This is a genomic window from Polaromonas sp. (genome assembly GCF_039930745.1).
Lineage (GTDB): Bacteria > Pseudomonadota > Gammaproteobacteria > Burkholderiales > Burkholderiaceae_C > Polaromonas.
In genome coordinates this window covers 1-23055 of record NZ_JBDTTH010000033.1, presented here as the reverse complement: position 1 = coordinate 23055, position 23055 = coordinate 1, and the positions used below count along the sequence as shown (strand labels likewise).

The 23055-nt window shown below is 60.3% G+C and carries 18 protein-coding genes; 9 read left to right on the top strand and 9 right to left on the bottom strand.

What is annotated here, in order from left to right; translation table 11 throughout:
* Positions 1–227 precede the first annotated feature (227 nt).
* The 4 genes from ABI660_RS12100 to ABI660_RS12085 all read right to left on the bottom strand — a co-directional run bounded on the left by ABI660_RS12100 (position 228) and on the right by ABI660_RS12085 (position 7284).
* Positions 228–2195 (bottom strand): hypothetical protein, encoded by a 1968-nt coding sequence (locus ABI660_RS12100; protein WP_348068282.1) that lies wholly within the window; start codon positions 2193–2195, stop codon positions 228–230.
* Positions 2196–2409: 214 nt separating this feature from the next.
* Complete coding sequence (locus tag ABI660_RS12095; protein WP_348068280.1) at positions 2410–4356, bottom strand: hypothetical protein; 1947 nt, start codon at positions 4354–4356, stop codon at positions 2410–2412.
* Positions 4353–5483, bottom strand: a complete 1131-nt coding sequence (locus ABI660_RS12090; RefSeq protein ID WP_348068278.1) for a phosphatase PAP2 family protein — start codon at positions 5481–5483, stop codon at positions 4353–4355. The genes ABI660_RS12095 and ABI660_RS12090 overlap by 4 nt, the downstream gene beginning before the upstream one ends.
* Positions 5484–5511: 28 nt before the next feature.
* A complete protein-coding gene (locus tag ABI660_RS12085) occupies positions 5512–7284 on the bottom strand; it encodes an adenylate/guanylate cyclase domain-containing protein (RefSeq protein ID WP_348068276.1) in 1773 nt (590 codons plus the stop codon).
* A gap of 458 nt (positions 7285–7742) precedes the next feature.
* Here ABI660_RS12085 and ABI660_RS12080 point away from each other — a divergent pair, with 458 nt between their 5' ends.
* From ABI660_RS12080 to ABI660_RS12070, 3 genes are all read left to right on the top strand, one after another.
* Positions 7743–8423, top strand: coding sequence for a hypothetical protein (locus ABI660_RS12080; protein WP_348068274.1), 681 nt, complete (start codon positions 7743–7745; stop codon positions 8421–8423).
* A 26-nt stretch (positions 8424–8449) separates the two neighbouring features.
* Positions 8450–9238 carry a hypothetical protein gene (locus ABI660_RS12075; protein WP_348068272.1) on the top strand — a complete coding sequence of 263 codons (789 nt, stop codon included), beginning with the start codon at positions 8450–8452 and terminating at the stop codon, positions 9236–9238.
* Between the two features lie 127 nt (positions 9239–9365).
* The gene (locus ABI660_RS12070) at positions 9366–10370 is read left to right on the top strand and encodes a hypothetical protein (RefSeq protein ID WP_348068270.1); all 1005 of its coding nucleotides are present in this window, start codon (positions 9366–9368) and stop codon (positions 10368–10370) included.
* Positions 10371–10554: 184 nt separating this feature from the next.
* Here the strand turns inward: ABI660_RS12070 and ABI660_RS12065 are convergent, their stop codons facing one another.
* From ABI660_RS12065 to hppD, 3 genes are all read right to left on the bottom strand, one after another.
* Positions 10555–12072: a tryptophan halogenase family protein gene (locus ABI660_RS12065; protein WP_348068268.1), complete on the bottom strand. Its 1518-nt coding sequence runs from the start codon at positions 12070–12072 to the stop codon at positions 10555–10557.
* Positions 12073–12442: 370 nt separating this feature from the next.
* The gene (gene phhA / locus ABI660_RS12060) at positions 12443–13285 is read right to left on the bottom strand and encodes a phenylalanine 4-monooxygenase (RefSeq protein WP_348068266.1); all 843 of its coding nucleotides are present in this window, start codon (positions 13283–13285) and stop codon (positions 12443–12445) included.
* A gap of 110 nt (positions 13286–13395) precedes the next feature.
* Positions 13396–14532, bottom strand: a complete 1137-nt coding sequence (hppD, locus tag ABI660_RS12055) for a 4-hydroxyphenylpyruvate dioxygenase (RefSeq protein ID WP_348068264.1) — start codon at positions 14530–14532, stop codon at positions 13396–13398.
* A gap of 124 nt (positions 14533–14656) precedes the next feature.
* On the opposite strand from hppD, the gene ABI660_RS12050 reads away from it, so the two are divergent.
* Together ABI660_RS12050 and ABI660_RS12045 are read left to right on the top strand one after the other, a co-directional pair.
* Positions 14657–15130: an Lrp/AsnC family transcriptional regulator gene (locus ABI660_RS12050; protein WP_300560062.1), complete on the top strand. Its 474-nt coding sequence runs from the start codon at positions 14657–14659 to the stop codon at positions 15128–15130.
* A 303-nt stretch (positions 15131–15433) separates the two neighbouring features.
* Positions 15434–16150, top strand: coding sequence for a GNAT family N-acetyltransferase (locus ABI660_RS12045; protein ID WP_348068261.1), 717 nt, complete (start codon positions 15434–15436; stop codon positions 16148–16150).
* A gap of 206 nt (positions 16151–16356) precedes the next feature.
* Here ABI660_RS12045 and ABI660_RS12040 read toward each other — a convergent pair whose 3' ends face one another.
* The gene (locus tag ABI660_RS12040; protein ID WP_348068259.1) at positions 16357–16902 is read right to left on the bottom strand and encodes a MarR family winged helix-turn-helix transcriptional regulator; all 546 of its coding nucleotides are present in this window, start codon (positions 16900–16902) and stop codon (positions 16357–16359) included.
* A gap of 81 nt (positions 16903–16983) precedes the next feature.
* Between ABI660_RS12040 and ABI660_RS12035 the strand changes: the two genes are divergently transcribed.
* The 4 genes from ABI660_RS12035 (at position 16984) to lnt (ending at position 22142) form a co-directional block, all read left to right on the top strand.
* Positions 16984–17994: a tripartite tricarboxylate transporter substrate-binding protein gene (locus tag ABI660_RS12035; protein WP_348068257.1), complete on the top strand. Its 1011-nt coding sequence runs from the start codon at positions 16984–16986 to the stop codon at positions 17992–17994.
* A 4-nt stretch (positions 17995–17998) separates the two neighbouring features.
* Positions 17999–19333 carry a sulfatase-like hydrolase/transferase gene (locus ABI660_RS12030; protein ID WP_348068255.1) on the top strand — a complete coding sequence of 445 codons (1335 nt, stop codon included), beginning with the start codon at positions 17999–18001 and terminating at the stop codon, positions 19331–19333.
* A 233-nt stretch (positions 19334–19566) separates the two neighbouring features.
* Positions 19567–20421 (top strand): transporter associated domain-containing protein, encoded by an 855-nt coding sequence (locus tag ABI660_RS12025; RefSeq protein ID WP_348068253.1) that lies wholly within the window; start codon positions 19567–19569, stop codon positions 20419–20421.
* A gap of 23 nt (positions 20422–20444) precedes the next feature.
* A complete protein-coding gene (lnt, locus tag ABI660_RS12020) occupies positions 20445–22142 on the top strand; it encodes an apolipoprotein N-acyltransferase (RefSeq protein WP_348068251.1) in 1698 nt (565 codons plus the stop codon).
* Here the strand turns inward: lnt and ABI660_RS12015 are convergent.
* Positions 22139–23055 (bottom strand): LysR family transcriptional regulator (locus ABI660_RS12015; RefSeq protein ID WP_348068249.1); only part of this gene is annotated, 917 nt, incomplete at its 5' end. The two genes, lnt and ABI660_RS12015, sit on opposite strands and share 4 nt — an antisense overlap.

Sequence of the window (23055 nt, the reverse complement as noted above, 5' to 3'; positions counted from 1 at the left end):
CTCCTTAGTTCGGATAAATAAATCACCGGGTGTTGGTAACAATTGCAACGTGATGTTCGAGCTTGGCGAGTGTAGGCTCAAGTTTCCTGCTTGAAAAGGAAAATCCTGATGGGGGCATCGCTTTTCGCAGCGTTGTTGGAAGAGCTGCGGCAAGTACGCACTGTTTGTATCAGCATAAACTGCGGCTCTCTATGCTCCTCTTCCATTCTTCTTCCGTCAGGCATGTCTCATGCGTTCAAAATTTTCCGGGCCACCTGCGGCGACGCATCACTTGTTCCCCGGAGACGCACCGCAGCCCCGCTGCGCGTGCCAGCCGCGTTGACTCCGGTCATCGCCGGATTTTCGTCACTAAAAGCTTCCGTGTCGGGAGTATTGACGACGCCTGGCCGTTGTGGTCGGCCGGCATCAGGATCCGGCTTTTGCGGCGAATAGTGCGCCCAGCGCGGCCCGGTGATGCGGGTACCGCCTACCGACACTGTTTTGCTGCCAGTGGCAATGCTGTTGAAATTGCCGCTTCGGCGGATCAGGCTCGGATTGCCGGGGTGGTCAACGAACGAGCCCGGGTTGCCGCTGGTGTCGTACCACTTGTCTTCGAAGTGCGACTGGCGGGCTCCGCTGTGGCTACCGCTGACCACATCGTCACGCTCTATGTAGGCGTCTACCGTGATTGCCTTCTTGCCGGTATTGGTCAGTGTGATTTGCCACACGCCGCTTGGTGCAGTCGCTGTCTTCTCCTCAAAACTGAAGGTGGGCGCAAGCGCGAGCAGGGCGCAGGTGCCGCGTCGGCCGGTGGCGACTGTTTTCGGGTAGATCAGCGCGCACAGCGGCTGCTTGCCGCCGTCAGTCCACATTCTCGATTCTCCAAATGCCAATGAGGGCAGGGCGGCCCGGCCTGGCGGCGTGATTTCTATGGCAAGGCCATCGCGGTCTTCCTCGATCCACAATTCCACAAAGCTTTGAGTCGAATCATCGGGAGGTGCTTGCCAATGAAGCGCGGCGCGCTCATTTTTTGATAGCGTTGTATTGGCGTGCATGCGCAGCTGGTAGCTGTTGCCGGCGGCCAGTGCGATCTGCAGGTGACCCTGCCTCAGAGTGGTCAACTGGTCCATGGCAGCTTCAAGCAGCGACGTGCCGTCATGCGGACCTGCCAGCGTGCCGAAACTGATGTTGACGGTCACCTTGGCGCTGTCGGCGCAGCGCGACAGCACATACATCAGGCCATCAAGCACATGCACGTTCATCGAGCCCCCTGAGGTGTCCCAAACCGTGTCGTAATCCAGTTGCACGGCAATCAGCGGCGCGCGGCTGGCATCGTCGTTTGCTGGCGCCCAGCTGGGCGGTGCGTCAAACGTGGGCGGCAAATTGGTAACCTGGGCCAGCAGCGTGCGCGGGCCGGCCGCCAGGTCCATGACATGGGTGCCGTGGCTCACGGAGGTATCCAGGGCGTGAAAAAAATGCTCGCGCTTGGGCATTCTTTTGCCAAGCGTGGAGAGTCCCAGTGCAACGTAGACGGCGCCTTCGTCCACCAGGCCGTTGTAGGTATTGGCGTACATGGCTGCGTTGATGTCCGCCGCGGTCAGTTCGTGGCCATAGCCCAGGCCTTGGGGCACGCGGCCCTTGCCTTGTGCGTCTTGCCGCCAGAAGTAACGGGTGCGCGCCTTGCCTTGGTAAAGGAAGTTGGAGTGGGCCAGAGCCAGGCTGTCGTCGATCAGTGCCAAAACCTTGCCAGAAAGCAACTGCTCGGTTTTCATCTCTGCTTCGTAATACGGTCCGTTCGAATGCGGTGGCGGGCTGCCGTGCGAGCCTTCCGTCGGGTCATCGGCATATTCCGCCGCCGGCAAGCCTAATTCAAAGCGCAGCACCAGTGCGTGCAGACTGCCGCCAGGTTGAATGTGTTTGAAAAATGCCGGCCTGACCCGTGCCGTGCAAAAGCGCAGACCCTTGGGCGCAGCGCGGCTGGTGTAAACCGCTGGCACTTGCAGCCATTTGGGTGACGCGGCAGCAATGAGCTGTTGCACCGCAGTGCCGGCGGTGAGTTCCATGGCAATTGGCAGCCACTTGGGCGGCTTCTCGCCGTAGCCAGAGAAGTTGTCAGCCTCAGCCCAGATCAGGTAGGGGTCAAAGCCGGTGGTGGCATTGGGTTTGGCCCAGTCAATGCCCGTGAACTCGCCTTTCGGCAGTTTGGTCCAGGTCATGGCTGGCTTACTTGAGGGGCTGCCACTCTTTGTTGAGGGGCTGCCACTCTTTGGCGGCTTTGGTCCACATGAATTCAAGCAGAGGTGATGCGGCAATGTTCCAACATCTCGCGGCTGTTCGTGTGATAGATGAAGCGTCGAGTATTGCTATTCGTTGAGAGCCGAGATATTTGCTACTTGCCTGAAAGTAAGCGTTTTGGTGTACCTCTTCTGCTCAAAGCGGCAACAGGCCGCTTCCTTCGAGCTGGGGGTCTGGATGCAATGGAGGCACCGGCCCAGGAGGAGGCCGGCCATTGGCCACCCAGCGTGATACTTGGGGTGCGGCCACACTCGTACCTATCAGCCGAACTACCGAAGCCCCGCGTGTGCCCGCCGCCAGCAGCCCGGGAAGACTGCGGCTCTGATCGGTGACCGCACCGCAGTCGGGGCCCACTTTCGCGCCGCGAGTTGGTCCGGCTGAGGAGTAGCGAACGTGCTTGTGGTCGCTATGCCGGTATCCCGCAGCAACCAGGGCTCCGTTCCCTGTCGCGATGCCGGTCAAGGTTCCACGCCGGCGCACCAAGGCACCGCTGCCGGGTGTGTCGTCGGTAGCAGATTCCAGGTAGCGCAAGGGGTCGTACAGCGGATCTTCAAAATAGGACTGGCGCCCCCGGACCGTGGTGCCCAAATTGAAGTCATCGCGGTCTACCCAGGCATGGATGGGTTTGTTTAAGGCGGTGGCGCTCTTGTTCTTCACCTCAATACACCAGATGCCGTGCGGGACAAGCGGATTGGTGCCGAAACTTGAGCTGGGAGAAAGTGCAACCAGCACCATCGCTCCGTGATTGCCGCGCGAGGTGCGGGGAGGATATATCACGCCACAAGATGGCTTCGCTGTGCTGGGCGAAACCAGTGCGTCCCCCGGTTTGACCCAGGGGCTGGCCACCAAGCCGGGCGGGGTGATTTTGAGTTCCACCTGATGCGCGTCCTGCGGAAGCCAGAGTTGTACAAACGTAGGGGTTTCATCACCTGGCATTACCTGCCAATGCAAGGTTTTGCTGGCGCTCGCTTTGAGTTTGAACATTGCGTGTCCACGTGCTGAAAAGCTATTACCCGCCGCCGCAGTCAGTGTGAGGTTTGGGAACTCCATGCCGAGTTCGTCGAACGCTTTCTCAAGCATGGCTGTACCGTTGTTCGGCCCCCGTTGAGGGCCAAAGCTCAGGTTGATGACGATCTGTTCCGTCTCTTGATCCGCGCAGCTCAGGATGTAGCGAATCGCGTCCAGAACATGCACGTCCAGCCATGCGCCGGAAGGGTCTTGCAAGCAGGCGCGCGGAAGCTGGACAAATACGATGCCCGCATCGTCACTCGAGGCCGTGTCGTTGGCATCGGCCCAGGTTGGGGGCATGGTGGCGCTGCCAACCAGCGAGCCAACAGGAATCTGACCCGCAAATACATCGGTGATGTGCGCACCATGGGTGGCTGCACGTCTCAGGCGGTCATAGTTGACCGTGGCATAGCAGGCGTCTTCGTCCAGTGCATTGCCCTGTGTGAATCTGTTGATGACAGCTTGTATCTGGGTACCCGAGACTTCATGACCACGGCCGAAATCTCCGGGCACTACGCCCTGACCGGAAAAGGCACCGTTTTGCTCCTGGTCCCAGAGTCGGCAGACCCGGGTGTTTCCGACGGTGTCCCGAAGATGGTATTGAGCGAATGCGCAGCCATCGTCAATCACGCCGATGATGGTTTTGCGCTGTATACCGCGGTGAACCGAAGTGCCACAGTGTGGGGCACTGGGAGGTGCGAATTTGGGGCGCTCAGGCACGACGGGCAAACTGATTTCTGCTCTTGCAACAACGTCTTTAAGCGTGGTCTTCAATCTTTTGAAGAAAGCCGCAGTTGGCCATGCCGTCAGGAAGCGAGGCTGCGAACCGGGTGCCCGATACACCCCAGGGATATCAGTGAGCTTCACGCCTCCACCGGATTGCGCTACCAGATCAGCGACAGTCTTGCCATCCTTGAGCTCTATCAATGTGGCTATCTTCCCCGGTGGCTTCAGGCCACCATAGGGCGCAAAGTTTGTTCCGTCGGCCCAGACCAGATAAGGATCCAATCCACTAAGCGGGTCGGGTTGGGCCCAGTTGACATGGGCGCCATGCGCAATGGGCAGCCAGCTCATTTGAACCTCACGTCTTCCCATTCCTTGAGCGCTCTGTCCCACATATACTTCAGGATCCCCGTGCTTGCCGCCGACTCCTTGACACCAAACGGTTTGTAGTAGTCCGGAGCATTTGGGCCATCAAGCGGTTGCGTTGGTGGCATTAGATCTTCCTGACCTGTCATCACCGTGCCATCAAAGAAGCGCGGCGTCCACTTGCGCCCGGTTTTACAGCGCGCTACGAAGTATTCGCCCAACGTTTCGCCCAGTAGCCTGCCAGCAATACTGTCAGCCGGGAAATGCACGCCTGCGACCACGCGATTGGTAGCAATGCGCGCTGACTGGCGTTGCAGTTGTACGCTCACCGGGTGGGTGTCGGGCAGGTCAAGTAGACGTTGAAGCACGTGGGCAACGATGTACGCTTGTGTAGCGTGCCCACTTGGCAGCGAGCCATGGCCCGGCGTCGTAATGATGGGTTGGACTTGTGCAGAATATTCAATGGGACGCCAGCATGCGAGCGCGTGTTTGAACTGCATCTCTACATTCACCGCTAGCAGCAGTGCAATGTTCATCAACTCCAGCGTGCGCGGTGTGCGGGAAGGATGCAGATACACCACTGAACCCCAGAAAGCGAATTGCGGGTCCAACTGCGACACAATTTCCAGTGCTCGTTCTTCTCGCAGGTCCGCCCACGACAGCACTTTCTTTACCTGGTCCTTGAAGGCATGAACCGTGGGTCTGTTGAGTCGTGCAAGCGGCTTGGGCGTTGTCGTGAGTGTTGGAGGCGCGTCAGGAGGTCCGCCTACATTCGTCTCCACGTGCCAGATACCTGCTCCGTGCGCCCCAATTTTTGAAAAACTCAAGGGCTCAAGCAATGCCGCCTGGCTGACATACGCCCGCACCCAAGGCTCCCACCGTTGCATGGCTTCCGGGTCATCCACGGGCGGCAGTACGACGGGATAGGAACCCACATCGAGCGGAACCATGGTCGCGTCGCGGCTCGAGATAAGTGCCCCCGGATTTTGAGGGAAGCCCTGTGCCTGCACCAATCCGCCAAGTCCCCCCAAGCCACCCAACCCGCCAAGTCCTCCCAAGCCTCCGAGACCCCCCAAGCCACCCAGTCCGCCAAGACCACCTAAAGCGCTCATTTCCATTCCCCTTTACGCAACAAAAAAATCATTCAGGTACTCCCGCATCACGAAGTGCTTGCGCATATATCTGGCCCGCGGGGTAGTGTTCGCTGGGAGAGCGTCGTATGAACTCCCGCACATTAAAGTTGGGCTCAATTGTCAAAAGCTGCTGGGCCGTGTCTTTCGCCTCATCTGTCTGTCGGTTGAGGCTCAGGGCAATGGTTAGGGCGCGGTAGGTGGAACTGTGCGCCTTGTTTGCCCGCAATGACGCCTTCGCCAACGCTATTGCACTCTCATAATCCCCTGAAGCCAGCACGGCCGAAGCGGCAAGGGACTGGTAGAAGTACAGCATCGGATCAAGCGGCGACAGGCTGAGAGCTTTCTCAGCCGCCGCCTTGGCGGGATATCCAACGCCCTGGAACGCGTGTAAAACCCCTGAAAAGAGCCAAGCGAGCGAGTCGTTGGGATTGGCCGCCAGAGCCAGCTCGTAACGTTGGGCCGCCCCATCTAGGTCTTTGAGCATGTGGCAGTGCACAAAACCCTCTATGGCAAGGGCCAGCGAGCAGCTTGGATCCACATCCAGCGCTCGCTGGGTTTGCTCTAGGGCGCGTTTGGTTTCATCCTTGCCGCCGGAGGACAAGCCCCGTGTGACCTGCAGCACATGCCATTTGGCAAGCCAGGCGCGCGGCGTCGGTAGGCGGCGGTGCCGGTCAATCAAATATTCAAGCATTTCCCGCACGCGGTCAAATTCGCTCCGAGTGGATCGGTGCATCAGTGAAATAGCGCCCAACAACAGGGTCGAGCTTTCTAGGTTGGGCAATGGCCGGCTGGCCGCGCGCTGCATTTCCGTGTGCACCACATGTGCGCCCAGCTGCGCCACCACTTCAGATGTAATGCGGTCTTCCCCCCGCAGAACTTCCTGCACAGTGCTTCGCAGGCTTTCGCCCCATACCACGCGGCCCGTACGGGCCTCGATCAGCTCGGTGACCAGAATCAGCTGGCTGCCCGCGACACGATACGCGCCTGACAACACATAGTTGGCCTTCAGATGGTTTTGCAGCTCCGGCAGGCTGGTGTCGCGGCCGCGGAGCGAGGTCGTGGATAGCCGGGAAATGACGTTGAGGTCAGGTGTTCGCGACAGGGCGGCGATGATTTCTTCCGCCAGGATTTCGCCCAGTACAGAGTCATCGGGACCGGATGTTCGGGCGGTAAACGGGATGACAGCGATGGTGGGACGCAGTTCGGTCACGTCCGCTGGCGGGCTGATCATGACGGGAATCCTGCCTGGTGGCGCGATGCGATAGGCGTGGATTGGTTCCTCGACGTGCTTGAGGTAGCACTCGCCCATGTCCTCGATGTCGGCGTCCAGGGAGGGCACCAGGCGATCACGCAGTTCGGCGGAAATGACAATGTCGCTGGGGCCGGCCAGCGTACAGAACCGGGCGGTGAGATTCACGTCGGTGCCGTAGATGTCGTGCTGGTCCGTCACAAAGCTTGCTACATGGCCGCCCATGCGCAAGTGCATCTGGAGCGATGGGGCGACGTCCTGGTTGGCCGCTTCGCTGAAATACTGGATTGCGAATGCCGCTTTGACACAAGTTTGGGCGTCGGCGAACTCAAGCATCAGGCCATCACCCAAGCTTTTGACGATGCGCCCGCCATGCAGCGGCAGCACGTTTTGCTCCGCTTCTTCCACAAGTTGCTGCCACCGCCGTACAAAGCCATCCTGGTCCTGCTCCATGATCCGGACCGATTCCACAACGTCCATGACCAATAACACTTTCGTGTTTCTCGTCATTGCTGCGGGAAGTTCGATCAACGTGAGCCTCATCGTAGATGGTGTAACAAAATTTTACCTCCTCCATTTGTAGGAGACGCTGGGATGAGGTTGGCAGGTGATGAAAGGAGAGCTCCGAGAGCCCGTGGCGTTGCTTTAGTGCTGAATTATTACTTTCCCCAGAGGAGAGTCATCAAGACTGTGTAATCAGAAAGTTGTCCATCCAATGTTGGATGATGCCCACAAGTCTTGGCTGGAAGCAAGTTGTGGGAGGCGGCAAAGAGTGTCTTGACACAGAGCTACCGCCATGTAACCGAAAAGATTTGCGTGACGGGCAAAGCGCGCAGGTTGCACGCTACTTGGTCACAGTCCGCTGTCGTTGAATAACGACTGTTTGGTCGAGTGGTGAGGAAATATCTTGATTGAGCAGTGGGGCTGCGTGTTAGATTGCCTTCGGCTACTCGTCCGGGTGGCTATCAATCTTTTATCAGGAGAGTCAGATGCAGACGACAAAAGTGCAGTTTGGTGCGGGCTTTATTTTCCCGGCCGTCAAGGCGCATGTGCAGAAAAAGCCGGTGGTCTTGATGGGCGGAGGGGTGATCACTCCGGCCCTGGCGACTCATCTGGCGAAGAAAAAAGTGGAAATGGGATCTGGCTGGATCAGCCCAGCCATTAAAGCTCACTTCCAGAAAAAGACTGTGCAAATGGGTTCGGGAATGATATCTCCGGCTGTCAAGAAGCATGTCCAAAAGCGCGTAGTGTCGGGCGCGGGCACTATTTCCCCTACCGTGAAAACTCAGTTGCAGAAGAAAACGGTTCTCATGGGTGGAGGGTGGATCACGCCGACCCTGGCCGTGCATCTGGCGAAGAAAAAAGTGGAAATGGGAACTGGTTGGATCAGTCCAGCGGTGAAGTCTCATCTGCAAAAGAAGACCGTTCAGATGGGCAGCGGGTTCATCAGCCCTGCGGTGAAAGCACATTTGCAAAAAAGGACTGTGCAAATGGGGGCTGGTACCATCAACCCGAGCGTCAAAACACACGTTCAGAAGCGCGTGGTGTCTGGCTCCGGCTATATTTCTCCCGTCGTCAAAGCGCATGTGGCTCGTAAAGCGGTGGTCCTGATGGGCGGTGGCTGGATCACGCCGACCCTCGCTGCGCATTTCGCCAAGCGGCAAGCTTAAAAACAGACAGGTCGGGACAAGTACAGATGCAGCCGGATAACAATTACGAGGACGGGCCTACCGTCACCTTTCACAGTGTTTATCCGGCTGCCATTCCGCCCATGCGGGCGGACAAGGCGGCATTGGGCACCATGCCGACCATGGCTTTCCGGCATTGCGAGCCGATGCGCACCGCATCATCGTTTGGCTGGTACATCTTTCCGCCAGAAGACATTTCGCTCAAGTGGAATGGCGCGGACGTCTCCTATCTGGATCTTGAGACCCAGGAATGGACGCCGCTTTCCCAAGCCTACCTGCCTGGTTTTTCCGACTACTGGGACGAGCACGCACCGGAAGACATCAAGGGCCTGGCGCCCCCCTATCTGTCGGTTTTACCGATGCGGGGCTTTGTTCAGATCTGGTCAGGTCTCTTGTGCGCCACGCGGGCAGACTGGAGCGTGCTGATCCGTCCACTGGCCAATATCCGCGCCAGCCACCAGTTCTCGTGTTTCGAGGGCTTGCTTGAGTCTGATCGATTCCAGCCTTTTCCCCTGTTCATCAATATCCAGTTGCTCGCCACCGACGTGCCGATCAATATCCTCAAGGTCATGCCGCTGTTTCAGGTGCAGCCTTTGATCCGCAACACCTATGGTGAACGTGCCCACAAGTTTGCTGAGCGCGATGGCCTGGGCCTCATGCCCAACGGAGAGCCCGCGATGACCGCTGAAGACTGGGTAGGCTATCGCAAAACGATTCGGGTGGAAGTACCCAATGAGGCCCCGGAGTCGGGGCAGTACACCGCTGCCACGCGTAAACGTACAAAGCACGAAGAGTAAGCGGGTGGTGTTTCCCGTTTTCGGCGCCAGCCTCCTTTCCGCGGCTGCCTCTTTGCCGCTGCATCTCATGCCCCTGCTTGTGGTGGCATTGGTCGCGGAGTCCCGGCTTCCGTTTGCACAGGCCGGGTTGATCGCCAGCGCCTACATGCTTGGCCAGATGGTTACCACCTTGGGATTGCCCGCGCTCAAGTTTGTCCGGTTGAGCCGGGCTCATGCGATCGCTGCGGTGAGCCTTCTGATGGCTAGCGTGCTGGTATCGGCCAGCTTGTATTCGCAGGCCATGCTGGCTTGCTGGTTTGTGATCGGTGCGGCCTGTGGAGCATTGCAATTTCTGGGCGCCACCACGGCCGCCGCTGCGGCCAATCGGCATTCTGCCTTTGCTTTGCGGCTGGCCGTGACTTTGCTCGTCAGCGGCTTGGCGATTGTGGCGGTGCAATTGACAGGAGGGTTCGCTGGCTATGCATTTTTGATGCTGCAGCTAGGCGTCGTTTTTCTGGCGATTACTGGCGTCGGGCTTGTGCTCTATCGAACCCCTGCTGTGGCCTCGCCAGTACACCCGCCTGTGGCTGGCTCCGCCAAACCCGCCGTACGACCGGACCGACTGGTGGGCCTCGTGGTGATCTTTCTGCTATTCGTAGGCCAGCCGGGATTCCTGGCTTACGCCGTGCAAAACGTTCAGCAGCGCGGTGTGGTGCTTGAGCATCTCGCGTATGCCATTGCCTTTTGCAAAACTGCGGCAGGGCTTGTTTTGCTCGTCAGTGTTGTGCGCCCGCCGGACAAAGTAAAAGACGATCTTTTCTTTCCAGGCGTGGTGGTGGCGGTGGGCGTGCTCGGCATGGCGGTGACCAGCGATGCCGTCAGTTTCATGTTGAGCCTGTTGCTGTGGGAACTTGGGCTGAATGTGCTGTCCGCAAGGCTGCAGGCGGCCGTAGTGCAGGACAACCCGGCCACCGCAGGCCCTTGGCTGGTCGGCGCGATCTTCCTTGGCGCGGCGGCCGGGCCTTTGCTGCACGGTTTGGCGATTCAGGCGCGGATTCCAATGGTTTTTGCTGTCTACGCCAGTCTGTCTGCGCTAATTCCTGCCGCCTGGATCTACGTACGAGGCCAAGCAATACAGACTAAAGCATCGTAGACATGTCAAGCACGGAAGGTTGTTGATTGGCTGGTCGGCACTATTGCTATCGTTTGCATAGCTGTTCGCGCCCATATTTATTGGGCTGAACCCGATTTTCCTTAATAAATTACCTGCCTCCAAGGCTCGCCATGCGTGGTGCTTTGACCTTGCATTAATCGCTTAAAGTCCGGCCCGTGTGAGATCAGGCAACTGGAGCGAGGTCTTTTCGGGAGGGCTCGTGCGCAGGCGGCCGCACGGTTGCGACGAAGCGGCTCAGCTTGTCCAGTTCCTCTTTCGACAGGCCGATCAGGTCCTTATCTGCGGTGTTAGCAGGCATGATCCCCATGGGGGCTCCGACAGAGACCCAGCTTGCAAGCCCGAAAAGGTGCTTTCCAAACAGCTCATATGGAAGCAGGTCCACTTCGCGCGGCAATCGTGTCTGGAACAAGCGTTTGAGTTCGATGTACTGGGCTGGCCTGGGCAGAGCCTGAACGTCTTTCCAGAACTGCGTGTCAGACCTTGCGGTGTCATAGTGCAGCACCAAAAAGTCGAGAATTCCATCCCAGTAGGACGCAACTTTCTGATTGAAGACATCCCTCATGTGGTCTGTCACCCGGTACTGCCCCTCCTGCATGAGGTCGCCAAAACTCATGAGTTGGTCAATGGTTTGACCAATCGAGGTGGCTTCCAGAGGCTCCACAAAGCCTGATGACAGGCCCACGGCCATGACATTTTTGAACCAGCATTGCTCCAGGCGGCCAGGCGAAAACTTGATGTGATTTATAGGCTCGACATCGGTGCCCCAATACGTTGACACCTCCGCCAAGGCCTGCTCCCGGGACACATGTTTGCTGCTGTAGACATAACCGCAGCCGAGACGACCGCCCGTCGGAATGACCCACATCCAGCCGGCGTCCAGCGCCACCGAACGGGTCACAAGTTGGGGATGGGGTTGGTTGTGTGGCAGCAGAAAAGGCAAAGCCGAGTCGAGAATCAGGTAGTCGGAAAAACTCTTCCAAGGGATGCCCAGTTTTTTCAACAGGATCAAGCGAGCCATGCCGGTGGCGTCGACAAAGAAGTCGCCTTCAATGCGGCCCTTGTCCGTCAGCACGGCGGTAAGCGATCCGCTCGAGTCGAGCTCAACGTCGGCTACGGTAGCGTTGTGGCGCCGCACACCTTGGGATTCAGCGTGTGCCCTGAGAAATTTCGCCACGAGCGGCGCGTCGAAGTGATAGGCGAACCCTTCCAGCTCGGACGCGCCAAGCCGCTCCTTGACCTCCGCCTGGCTGGCTTGGTCACGAATCCATTGCGCCGATGCCGGGAATTCGCCGAGCGGCACGCCAGCGGCTACCAAGGCAGACATGAACGGATAGGCTCCGTTGGTGCGCCAAGAGGCCAGGTCAACCGATTCGTTGTGAAACGAGAACAGGTGGTGATAGATATGCCTCGCTTCCCGCCAGCCTTCAAATTCAACGCCGAGCTTAAAGGTGGCTTGGGTGGCGGTCATGAACTTATCCTGCTCAATGCCATACCGCTGCAAGGCCGAAAGTATGTTTGGAACCGTTCCTTCACCCGCTCCGAGGATGCCTATGGCCTCCGATTCAACAAGTACGACCTCCACCGAAGTCGCAAACGTGTGTCGCATCTCCAGGGCGGATAGCCAGCCAGCGGTTCCGCCACCGACAACGACAACTCTTGAGACAGCTGAAAGATCAACCATGACGACTTTCTTGCGTTAGGAAAGGCAAATGAGGATGCACCGCAGGGAGCTAATGGCCTCGCTTAAACCGTTGCAGGTAGAAAAAAAGCCGCTGAAGGCGGCCTTTTTCAATAGGAAGAGCGGCTCAAGATGCCTTTTCGGGCCCCGTAGGCACGTCTTGGCGGGAGGCTGCGCGCTCCTGCCCTTGCCGCACATGTTCCTTCACATCCGGAGGGGAGACCCAGCCGCCGCCGAAATGGACTCTCTGGTCGACTTGCTGCGGCTTGGAATTGCAGGAAAAATTCCATTTCGAACCTAGGTTGACAGTTTGCACGGTGAGTTCCTTCGAAATAGTTATGGAGAAGTCACTATACCGAGTTGCTACGTTTCCTCAAAATTTCTCCAGAACACCTTTGTTCATAGCATCTGCAGTCAACTCCGGCATCCCTTTCAGCCGCTCATAAACCGGCGTGAAATCCGGCGCTGTTTTATCGAACAGCTCCTGGAAGCTGTTGATCACAAAGTAGGTCTGCTGATAGCTGTCGATTTTGTAGCGGGCGCGCATGACACGTTCGATATCCAGCGGCAGGCGCTGGGGCTCTGGGCTTTGCACTGAATACTGAAGCTCGCCCGACGAGCTCAAAATGCCTGCACCATAGGCGCGCAGGCCGTTTTTTTGCTGGATCAGCCCGAACTCGACGGTGTACCAATAGAGCCGGCTCAGTTGCTCGCAGGCGCCCAGGCTGTGCGCCTTGAGTCCGCCCTTGCCGTATTCCTGCATATGGTCGGCAAAGACGGGGTTGAAAAGCAGGGGCACATGGCCGAACAGGTCGTGAAAAACATCGGGCTCGACGATGTAGTCGAACTCTTCCGGCTTTCTGATCCAGTCGGTCACCGGAAACTTGCGGTTGGCCAGCAGCGTGAAGAAAGGCACCTCGGGAATCAGCCCGGGCACGGTGACGATTTCCCAGCCGGTTGCTTTGCGCAGGCGTTGGTTGATATCTTCAAACCGCGGAATATGGTCGCTGGCGCCCAGCGAGGGCAGGGCGGCGATGAACTCGTCGCAGGCCAGGCCGGGTAGCAGCGCGGTCTGGCGCTCATACAGGCGGCGGTAGGTGTCGTGGTCGGCGGCGGTATAGCTGTCGTAATCCTGTGGGCAGGTGTAGTCGGCGGCCGCGCGTGAATAATCGCCGCGCGGCGGGCGCTCACTGGCCCCGTAGGATGTGACCCCCACGCTCCCCACTGCGTGTGGTTCGCTGCCCCCCGAGGGGGCCGTCGCTTGCTCGGGGCGGCCCTTCGCGGCGCGTGCCCCGGCGTTTGTTTCCTCCTGTGGCATGCTGTTCTTCATGCCTTCTCGAGCCCGCCGCGGCGCATCTGGTCCAGCTCAATGCTTTCAAACAAGGCCTTGAAGTTGCCTTCGCCAAAGCCCTGGTTGCCCTTGCGCTGGATGAACTCAAAGAAGATCGGACCAAGCTGGTTTTCGCTGAAGATCTGCAGCAGCAGCTCACCGGGCGTGCCGTCCACCAGGATGTTTCGCGCCTGCAGCTCAGCCACGTTCTCTCCGTGCCCGGGGATGCGCTTGTCGAGTAGTTCGTAATAGGTGTCGCCGGTCGACAGCAGCTTCATGCCGCTCAGTTGCAGGGCGTCCACCGTGGCGTACAGGTCGTCCGAGCCCATGGCGATGTGCTGGATGCCTTCGCCCTGATAGCGGTCCAGATACTCCTGGATCTGGCCGGCTTTTTCGTTGCCCTCTTCGTTGATCGGGATGCGGATCTTGCCGCAGGGGCTGGTCATGGCCTTGCTCTTGACGCCTGTGGCTTCGCCTTCGATGTCGAAGTAGCGCACTTCACGGAAGTTGAACAGGCGCTCGTAAAAGCCCGACCATTCGGCCATGCGGCCACGGTGCACGTTGTGGGTCAGGTGGTCGATGTAGGTCAAGCCGTGGCCCACGGGGTTCAGTTCGGCCCCTGGCAGGGGCTCAAAGTCCACATCGAAGAAACCGATGTTGCCGATGTCGCCGTCCTTGGCGCCGTTCTTGCCGCGCCAGCGGTCGATGAAGTAAATGATGGAGTCGCCAATGCCCTTGATGGCGGGGATGTTCAGCTCGCCCGGTCCGGCGGTGTGGGCATAACCCCAGGCGCCCAAGGCTATCGCGCGCTCGGAAGCGGCTTTGGCGTCCTGCACGCGGAAGGCGATGGCGCAAACGCTGGGGCCATGCTGGCGCGCAAACCGCTGGGCAAAGGAGTCGGGCTCGGCGTTGATGATGAAGTTGATGCCGCCTTGGCGGTACAAGGTCACGTTTTTGTGGCGGTGTTTGGCAATCGGCTTGAAGCCCATGCGCTCGAACAAGGCGCCCATGGCGGCCGGATCAGGGGCGGCGTATTCAATGAACTCGAAGCCGTCGGTGCCCATGGGGTTGTCCCAGGCGACCGCGGCGGGCGGCGCTGAAGAAGGGGTGGGTTTGGTAATGGCTGCGTTCATGGTGTGTCTCCAGGCGGTTCAGAAAATACAGGCACATCCAGCTTAAACGCGTGAGTGATCAATTTTTATGCAAATCGTGGCGCCATCATTGATAAACACGCAGTAAAGCTGCAGAATGTACGCTATGGAAGCATTAGATAAGCTGGACAAGCTCATACTGCGCAGCCTTCAAGCCGACGGTCGGGCCACCTATGAGCAGATTGCCGAGCAGGTCAGCCTGTCGCCCAGCGCGGTGCTGCGGCGCGTCAAGCGGCTGGAGGAAAGCGGCGTGATCGACCGTTATGTGGCGCTGGTCAAGCCCGAGTCAGTGGGACTGGGGCTCACGGCCTATATCAATGTGCGGCTCGAAAAGCACACCGAATCCCACAAGCGCAATCCCATGGACCTGTTTCGCGCCAGCGTGCAGACCTGGCCGGAGGTGGTGGAATGCGCTGCGCTGACCGGCGAGATGGATTACCTGTTGCGCGTGGTGGTCGCCGACATGGGCCACTACAGCCGCTTCATCATGGACACCCTGCTCAAGCACCCCAGCGTGCAGGACTGCAAGACCAGTTTTGTGCTGGACCGCGTCAAGACCACCACTGCGGTGCCGGTTTAATGTATGGAAGCGCCGCAGGGCTTCAACGCTTCCTTTAGCGTTGACCCGCTTGCGGGGGTGGCATGGCCGGCGCCTAATCCCCCAGACAGAGGCTAATTTAGGGGCTGGCCTCCCTTTCGGGTCGATTAATGCCAGCAAGGCAGCCACCGGTGCAGCATAGTGCTACGTTTTTAATAGCCTCTAGTGCCCGTGGATAAAAGGCTGGATGCCATTTTTGCTTGAAATTGGGGCAAGCTCCCTCATCCGCTGGCCCGAATGGCCTTCAAGACTGGATATTCTAGGGAAAACCCTTATATTTAACCCATGGTTACCCCTGGCACTTTGTTCAAAGCATCCCTTTCCGCAGGCAAGGAGTTCTTCCGCGCGCCTGTGGAAGCTTCCACGCGCGCCCCGCACAGGGCGCCCGTGATGGTGCCCATCCGCTCGATTGGCCCCAGCCACGGCAAGCGCATTGAAAAACATCTGCTGGCACTCGACGCGCATGACCGTTACCTGCGTTTTGGCTACGCCGCCAGCGACGAGCAGATCCACCGCTACGTTGCAGGCCTGAACTTCGAGCGCGACGAGATCTTTGGCATTTACAACCGCAAGCTGGAACTCATTGCCATGGCGCACCTGGCGCTGTCCATCGACCCTGAACTCAAAAGCTGTGCCGAATTTGGCGTGTCGGTGCTCCAGCACGCGCGCGGGCGCGGCTACGGCGCGCGCCTGTTCGACCGAGCCGTGATGCATTCGCGCAATGACGGCGTGAGCATGATGTTCATTCACGCGCTCAGCGAAAACACCGCCATGCTCAACATCGCCCGCAAGGCCGGCGCAGTGATCGAGCGCGATGGCTCCGAGAGCGAGGCCTACCTCAAGCTGCCGCCGGCCGACCTGGATTCGCGCATGACCGAGATCGTCGAAGAGCAGATCGCCCAAACCGACTACCGCCTGAAAGTCCAGGCCAAGCAGTTTTGGGGCATCCTCGCCATGGTTCAGGAAGTGCGGCAGGGTGTGCGCGACAGTCGAAAGGTATAGAGCCCCCACGGGCGCTCACTGCGTGTAGCTCCCTGCACCTTGCAGGCCGCCGCTCGCCAGAGGCTTCGCTTCTGTCGCCTGTCCAAACCTGCCCAAGCAGGTTTGGAGCCGCAGGCTCCAGCCCCTCGGGGGCCGCTGCGCCTGCGGGCCGGCAAAGCCGGACCCGCGGCCCCTGCTTAAATGGAGAGGGCCTCCAGGCTCAAAAGTCAATCTGCAGCGGGTTTGTAGCGCCGCGCGCTGCTGCCATGGCGCCGGTCGGCAAGTGGAAGGCCGTCCTGCTCAGCCATGACGTCGGCGCGTTGCTGCAGGCGTTCCAGCATGTCACCGAGCATTGCCGTTTCCTGGGGCGTCAGGGCCGCAAGCACGTCGCGGTTGATCCGGCTGACCAGTGGAAAAAGCTCACCGTGCAATGCAACACCCGCAAGCGTGAGCGCCAGCTGGATATGCCGTGCATCCCCGGCCCGGCTGGTGCGGCTGATCAGCTTTTTGCCGGCCAGCCCCGTCACGGCCTTGGAGGTGCGCGGGCGATCCAGGTGCGCCTGTTCCGCAAGCTCGGACGAGCCCATGGGTCCGCGCGCAGCCAGCACGGCCAGGACGCGCCACTCGCGCCGGGTGATGCCGAACTGGCCTTCGCAGTAGCGAACCACGACGCCACCGGCCGCCGCCTGCAGGCGGCTCAGCCGGTACAACAGGAGATCGTCAAGAGTTTCTGGTTGCGCCAGGCGCGGCACGGCTGGAGAGGGGCTGGGCATCAGGGTTATTACCGGGAATGATTGATTTCCGCAATCAATGGTTGCGCCGGGACAATCGCGGCTCAAAACCGGAGAATCATCATGCCACAGCCCCTTCTGCCCGCGTCGCTTGTGCTCAACCGCCGCAAAGTCCTGGTCCACACCGCCGCCGCCGGGGCGCTGGCTGCCAGTGTTGCCTTGCCACGCTGGGCGCGTGCCCAAAGCGGACCGATGCGTATTGTGGTGGGTTATCCGCCGGGCGGCGGTACCGACCGCGCGGCCCGGCTGGTGGCTGACCGCCTGCAGCAGTTGCTCAAACGGACGGTGATTGTGGAGAATCGCGTGGGTGCGGGTGGCCGGTTGGCTGCGCAGCAACTGGTCAATACACCGCCGGAGCAGACGGTGTTGCTGATCGGCAACCCCGCCATGATGAGCGTGTCGCCGCTCATCTATAAAGACCTTAAGTATGACGTGCAAAAGGACTTCGTCCCGGTCGCGGCAGTCACGGATTACGATTTTGGCGTGGCGGTGGGTTCAGCCCTGCCGGTCAAGGAGGTGCAGCACATGCTGGCGTGGATTCGCGCCAACCCCAACAAGGCCAATGCCGGCGTGCCCGGCACCGGCAGCCTGCCGCATTTTTTCGCATTGATGCTCAGCTACATGGCGCAAGTGAAAATCGAGGTGGTGGGTTACCGGGGCTCCGCTCCGCTGATCACTGACCTGATCGGCGGGCAGATTCCGCTGGCGTTTGACACGCTGGATTCCTTGCTGCCGCAGCATGAAGGCGGCAAGCTGCGCATCCTGGCCACCTCGGGCGTCAAGCGTTCGCCGTTTTCGCCCACTGTGCCCACTTTCAAGGAGCAGGGGCTGCCGCTGAGTGCCGTCGGCTGGAACACGTTTTTTGCCCCGTCCACGACACCCATGGCCACGGTGGAGCTGCTGAGCAAGACGGTGTTCCAGATCATGTCCGAGCCCGAAACACGCGCCAAATTCACGGCCGCCAAAATGGTGCCGGTGGCCATGACCCGGGCGCAGACGCAGGCGTCGTTCGAGGCCTTCAACAAACAGTGGGCGCCGGTGATCCGGCGCTCGGGCTTCAAGCCCGAATCCTGAGCGGGTGAACACAGCTTTGGCCGCCTCGCCACGCCCCAACATCGTCTTCATCGTCGCAGACGATCTTGGTTACGCTGACCTGGGCTGCTACGGCGGGCGGGCACCTGTCTCCCCCGTGCTCGACAGCCTGGCCGCCGGAGGAGTGAAGTTCACCCAGGGGTATGCTAACTCCCCGGTATGTTCACCCACCCGCTTTGCGCTGATGACGGCGCGTTATCAGTACCGCCTTCGCGGTGCTGCCGAAGAGCCGATCAACAACAAAAGCCGTGGCAGCACCACGCTGGGCCTGCCGCCCGAACACCCCACGCTGCCCTCGCTGCTGAAGGCGAGTGGCTATCGAACGGCCTTAATGGGTAAATGGCATCTCGGCTATCCGCCATCTTTCGGGCCCTTGCGTTCGGGCTATGAAGAGTTTTTTGGCCCCATGTCCGGCGGGGTGGACTACTTCACGCATTGCTCATCGAACGGCAGCCACGACCTGTGGTTCGGCGAGGAAGAAAAAAAGGAAGACGGCTACCTGACAGATCTGATCTCGCAGCGCTCGGTGGACTACATAGCCCGCATGGCCGGTGGCGCCCAAGCCGGCACGCCTTTCTTTCTGAGCATGCACTACACCGCACCGCACTGGCCCTGGGAAACGCGTGACGACGAGGCACTGGCACAGGACATCAAGCACAACCTGTTTCACCTGCACGGCGGCAACATCCACAGCTACCGCCGCATGATCCACCACATGGACGAAGGCATCGGCCAGGTGATGGACGCGCTGCGCCGGCATGGGCTGGCCGACAACACGCTGGTGGTGTTCACCAGCGACAACGGCGGCGAACGTTTTTCCGACAACTGGCCGCTGGTCGGCGGCAAGATGGACCTCACGGAAGGCGGCATCCGGGTGCCGTGGATTGCACACTGGCCGGCGCAGATAGCCGCGGGCCTGGTTAGCGAGCAGCACTGCATGAGCATGGACTGGTCGGCCACCTTGCTGGCCGCGGCCGGCGTAGCGGCCGACCCCGGCTACCCGCTGGACGGCATCTCGCTGCTGCCGGTGCTGCAGCAGCCCGGGCAGGGCTTTCACCGGCCGCTCTACTGGCGCATGAACCACCGGGGCCAGCGGGCGTTGCGCGACGGCGACTGGAAGTACCTGCGGGTGGACGGCAACGACTACCTCTTCAACATCCCGGCCGACGAGCGTGAGCGCGCCAACCTGGCCGGCCGCGAACCCGAGCGGCTGGCGGCGATGCGTGAAGCGTGGGGCCGCTGGAATGACAGCATGCCGCCGATTCCAGCCGATGCCACTGTGAGCCTGGGTTACTCGGTCAAGGACATGCCGCAGCGGTAGGCTGTCGGCCCCCACGGTCGCTCGCTTCGCGTAACTTCCTGCCCCGAGGGGGCCGCTGCGCCTGCGGGCCGGCAAAGCCGGACCCGCGGCCCCCCGCTTGAATAGAGATGGCCTCACGCTCGCTCAACCTTTTACCCGTTCTTCCCGAGCCTGTCGAAGAATGCCTGTGACGCCGTGCTGCGCGCCACTTGAATACGTTATCCTTGGCAGCTTGCCAACTACCGAACACTTCCGTGTCCGACACCCCCCCCAGTAGACCGCCCAAGCCCGAAGACAAACGCGGCTTTCTCCAGAAGCTGGCCGAAATGCTTCACCCCGGGCCTGACTCCAAAGCCGAGTTGATTGAAACGCTGGTCGAAGCGCAGGACAACGAGGTCATAGGCGCGCAGAGCCGCGAGATGCTCGAGGGCGTGATCCGCATGGCCGACATGACGGCCGGGGAAGTGATGGTGGCCGCCCCCCGCATGGACGCCATCAACATCGATGCGCCCTTTGACGAGCTGCTGCACCTGGTGATCGACACCGCCCACTCGCGTTTTCCCGTTTACGAAAACGAAAAAGAAAACATCATCGGCATACTGATGGCCAAGGATTTGCTCAAGCTGCAGCGCGCGCCCGAGCTCAACATCCGCGCGCTGCTGCGGCCGGCGGTGTTTGTACCGGAGAGCAAGGGCCTGAACGACCTGCTGCGCGAGTTTCGCGGCAACCGCAACCACCTGGCCATCGTGATTGACGAGTTCGGCCGTGTCGCGGGGCTCATCACCATTGAAGACGTGCTTGAGCAGATCGTCGGCGAGATCGAAGACGAGTTCGACATTGCCGAGGACGACGGCGACATTTTCGGCCTGACCGACCACACCTACCGTGTCAGCGGCGACACCTCCATTGAGCGCGTCAACGAGGCCTTTGGTGTTGAATTGCCCGAAACCGACTTTGAGACCATAGGCGGCCTGGTCGCCCACGAGATGGGCCACGTGCCCAAGCGTGGCGAGCTTTATGCGCTGGCCGGGCTGCAATTCACCGTGCTGCACACCAAGGGTGGGGCGGTGCGCTGGTTCAAGGTGTCGCCGGTGACGGCGAGCGCCTGAGGCACTTCAGGGAAAACGCATCCATGGGCAAACATTCGATCCATAGCATGATGTCTTCGTTGCCCACCATGCCGGCATTGCTGGAGCATATCGGGCACCCCAAGCAGCGCAAGGGACTCTCCTTCCTCGATTACGCTCTTGTATTGATAGCTGGCTGTGCCCATGCCTTGAGCCTTGCATGGCCTTTTTCCGTCGGGTTGGCGCAGGGCCAGCCGGTCTGGTGGCTGCAACTGCTGAGCCTGGCCGTGCTGGCCTGGCAACTCGACCGTTGCGCCCGCTTCAAGCAGGGCTTGTGGCTGGGATGGCTGTTCGCCAGCGCCTGGCTAGGTGGGATCTTCTGGTGGTTGTTTATTTCGCTGCATGTGTATGGTGGCCTGGCCGCGCCGCTGGCGGTGCTGGCGGTTGGTGGCCTGGCGATTTTTCTGGCGAGCTACTACGCCGTGGCTTGTGCTGTTTATGTATCGGTGGCGCCGGGCGGGGGCACACGGCGCGCTATTGTTTTTGCAGCGCTCTGGCTACTGGCGGAGTTGGCCCGGATGGAGTTTTTCACCGGCTTCCCATGGGGCGAGGCTGGCTATGCTCATCTGAGTGGCTGGCTGGACGACTACGCGCCATGGGTGGGTGTTCATGGCATCACGTTTATGGCGGCCTTCCTCGCTGCCGGCCTGGCTGGGGTGAGCCGTTCGCAGCGCCAACTGGTGCTGTTTCCGCTGGTTGTAGTGGCCATCGCGGCCGGGCCGTTGTTGGCGGGAAAATCGGCTTCAACCACGGCAGGCAGTCTGCAGGTCACGCTGCTGCAGGGCAATATTCCGCAGGACGAGAAATTCCAGCCGGGCACGGGCCTGGCAACGGCGCTGCGTTGGTATGGCGAACAGCTGCAGGGTGCCAAAACTCCTCTGGTGGTGGCCCCCGAAACCTCACTTCCCTTGCTACAGCAACAATTGCCTGAAGGGTACTGGCGTGCGCTGCAGGCGCGCTTTTCCACGGGCCAGCAGGCCGCGCTGATCGGCGTCCCGTTGGGCAGCTACGGCACCGGTTATGCCAATTCGGTGGTCGGGCTCAAGCCGTTTTCCGCCGGGCCGCCCCAAGGAAAATCAGCCCCCTCGGGGGGCAGCGAAGTACGCGAAGCGACGAGCATGGGGGCTTCAACATTCGCTCAGGCACAGGCTTTCCGCTATGACAAGCATCACCTGGTGCCTTTCGGCGAATTTGTGCCGCCGGGTTTCCGCTGGTTCATCGACCTCATGAAAATCCCACTGGGTGACTTCTCGCGCGGCGCGCGCGGCCAGCCGCCGTTTGAATGGCAGGGCCAGCGGCTGGCGCCCAACATTTGCTACGAAGACCTGTTTGGCGAAGAGCTGGGCGCCAGCTTCCGCGATGCCTCCGTGGCGCCGACCGTGCTGGTCAACTTCAGCAACATTGCATGGTTCGGCAACACCATCGCCATTGACCAGCACCTGGCTATTTCGCGCATGCGCGCGCTCGAGTTCGAGCGCCCCATGCTGCGCGCCACCAACACCGGCGCCACGGTGATCATCGACCACCGTGGCAAGGTGACGCACGAGCTGCCGCGCCACACGCGCGGCGCACTGGTGGGCGAGGTCGAGGGGCGCAACGGCATCACGCCTTACGCAAAGTGGGTGTCGCGTTACGGGCTGTGGCCGCTTTGGGCACTGGGCCTGGCGCTGGTGGTGCTGGCCGCCGCGCTACGCCGCCGTTAGATCTGATTCACCGGCAGGCCCGCCCCCATCACCTGGTGCAACAGGCCGGGCAGCATGTCCAGCATGCGAAGCGCGTCCTGGCCGGGTGGCGTGCTGCTTGCGAAGTAAAGGTACAGGGCAATCGGCGCAAAGTCATGCAAGGGTACCGCCGTGAGTGTGGATGTATCAAGGTTGCTGGCTGTCAGAAAATCAACCACGGTCCATCCCATGCCCCGCCTCACCAGCTCCAGTGCCAGCCGTGAGGTGTGCACCTGCAGGTTGGCGGGTGCCGTCAGGCCCAGGTTGCGGGCCAGCTCGTCAATCGACTGGCACATCGGGTCCTCACCCACCAGTCGAACCAGCGGCATGCTGGAAAGAAAAGTCATCGGGTTCTGGCGCCGCGCCCGCACCGCGCGTTGCCAGATATCGCGCGTGACACACAGATAAAGCGGGCCGCTCACCTGCATGGTGCTGGTCAGCAGCGGGTGAGGGTGCTCGTAAAAGCCCAGCGCAAAGTCGACGCTTCGTGTCAGCAAGGCCTGCACCATCTGGTCCTGGTGCAGGGTGCGTACCTCCACACTGACGCGCGGATGGCGCGCCATGTGCTTTTCCAGCACCAGCGGCAGGAATTCATGGCTGATGGAGGGGATGGCGGCGAGCCTCACTTGTCCATCGTCGGCCTGGCGCAGGTTGACCGCGATGCGTTTGAGTTCGTCGAGCTTGCGGTGAATCAGGGTCGACTCTTCAAACAGCACCCGCGCCTCGGGCGTGGGTGCCAGTGTGCCTTTGGCCCGGGTGAACAGCTTGTAGCCAAGCTGCAGTTCCGTGTGCGAGATGGTTTTACTGACCGCCGAGGGGGTGATGCAGATCAGCCGCGCCGCCGCACTCATGTTGCCGGTTTGCATGACCGCCTGGAAAACTTCAAGTTGCCTGA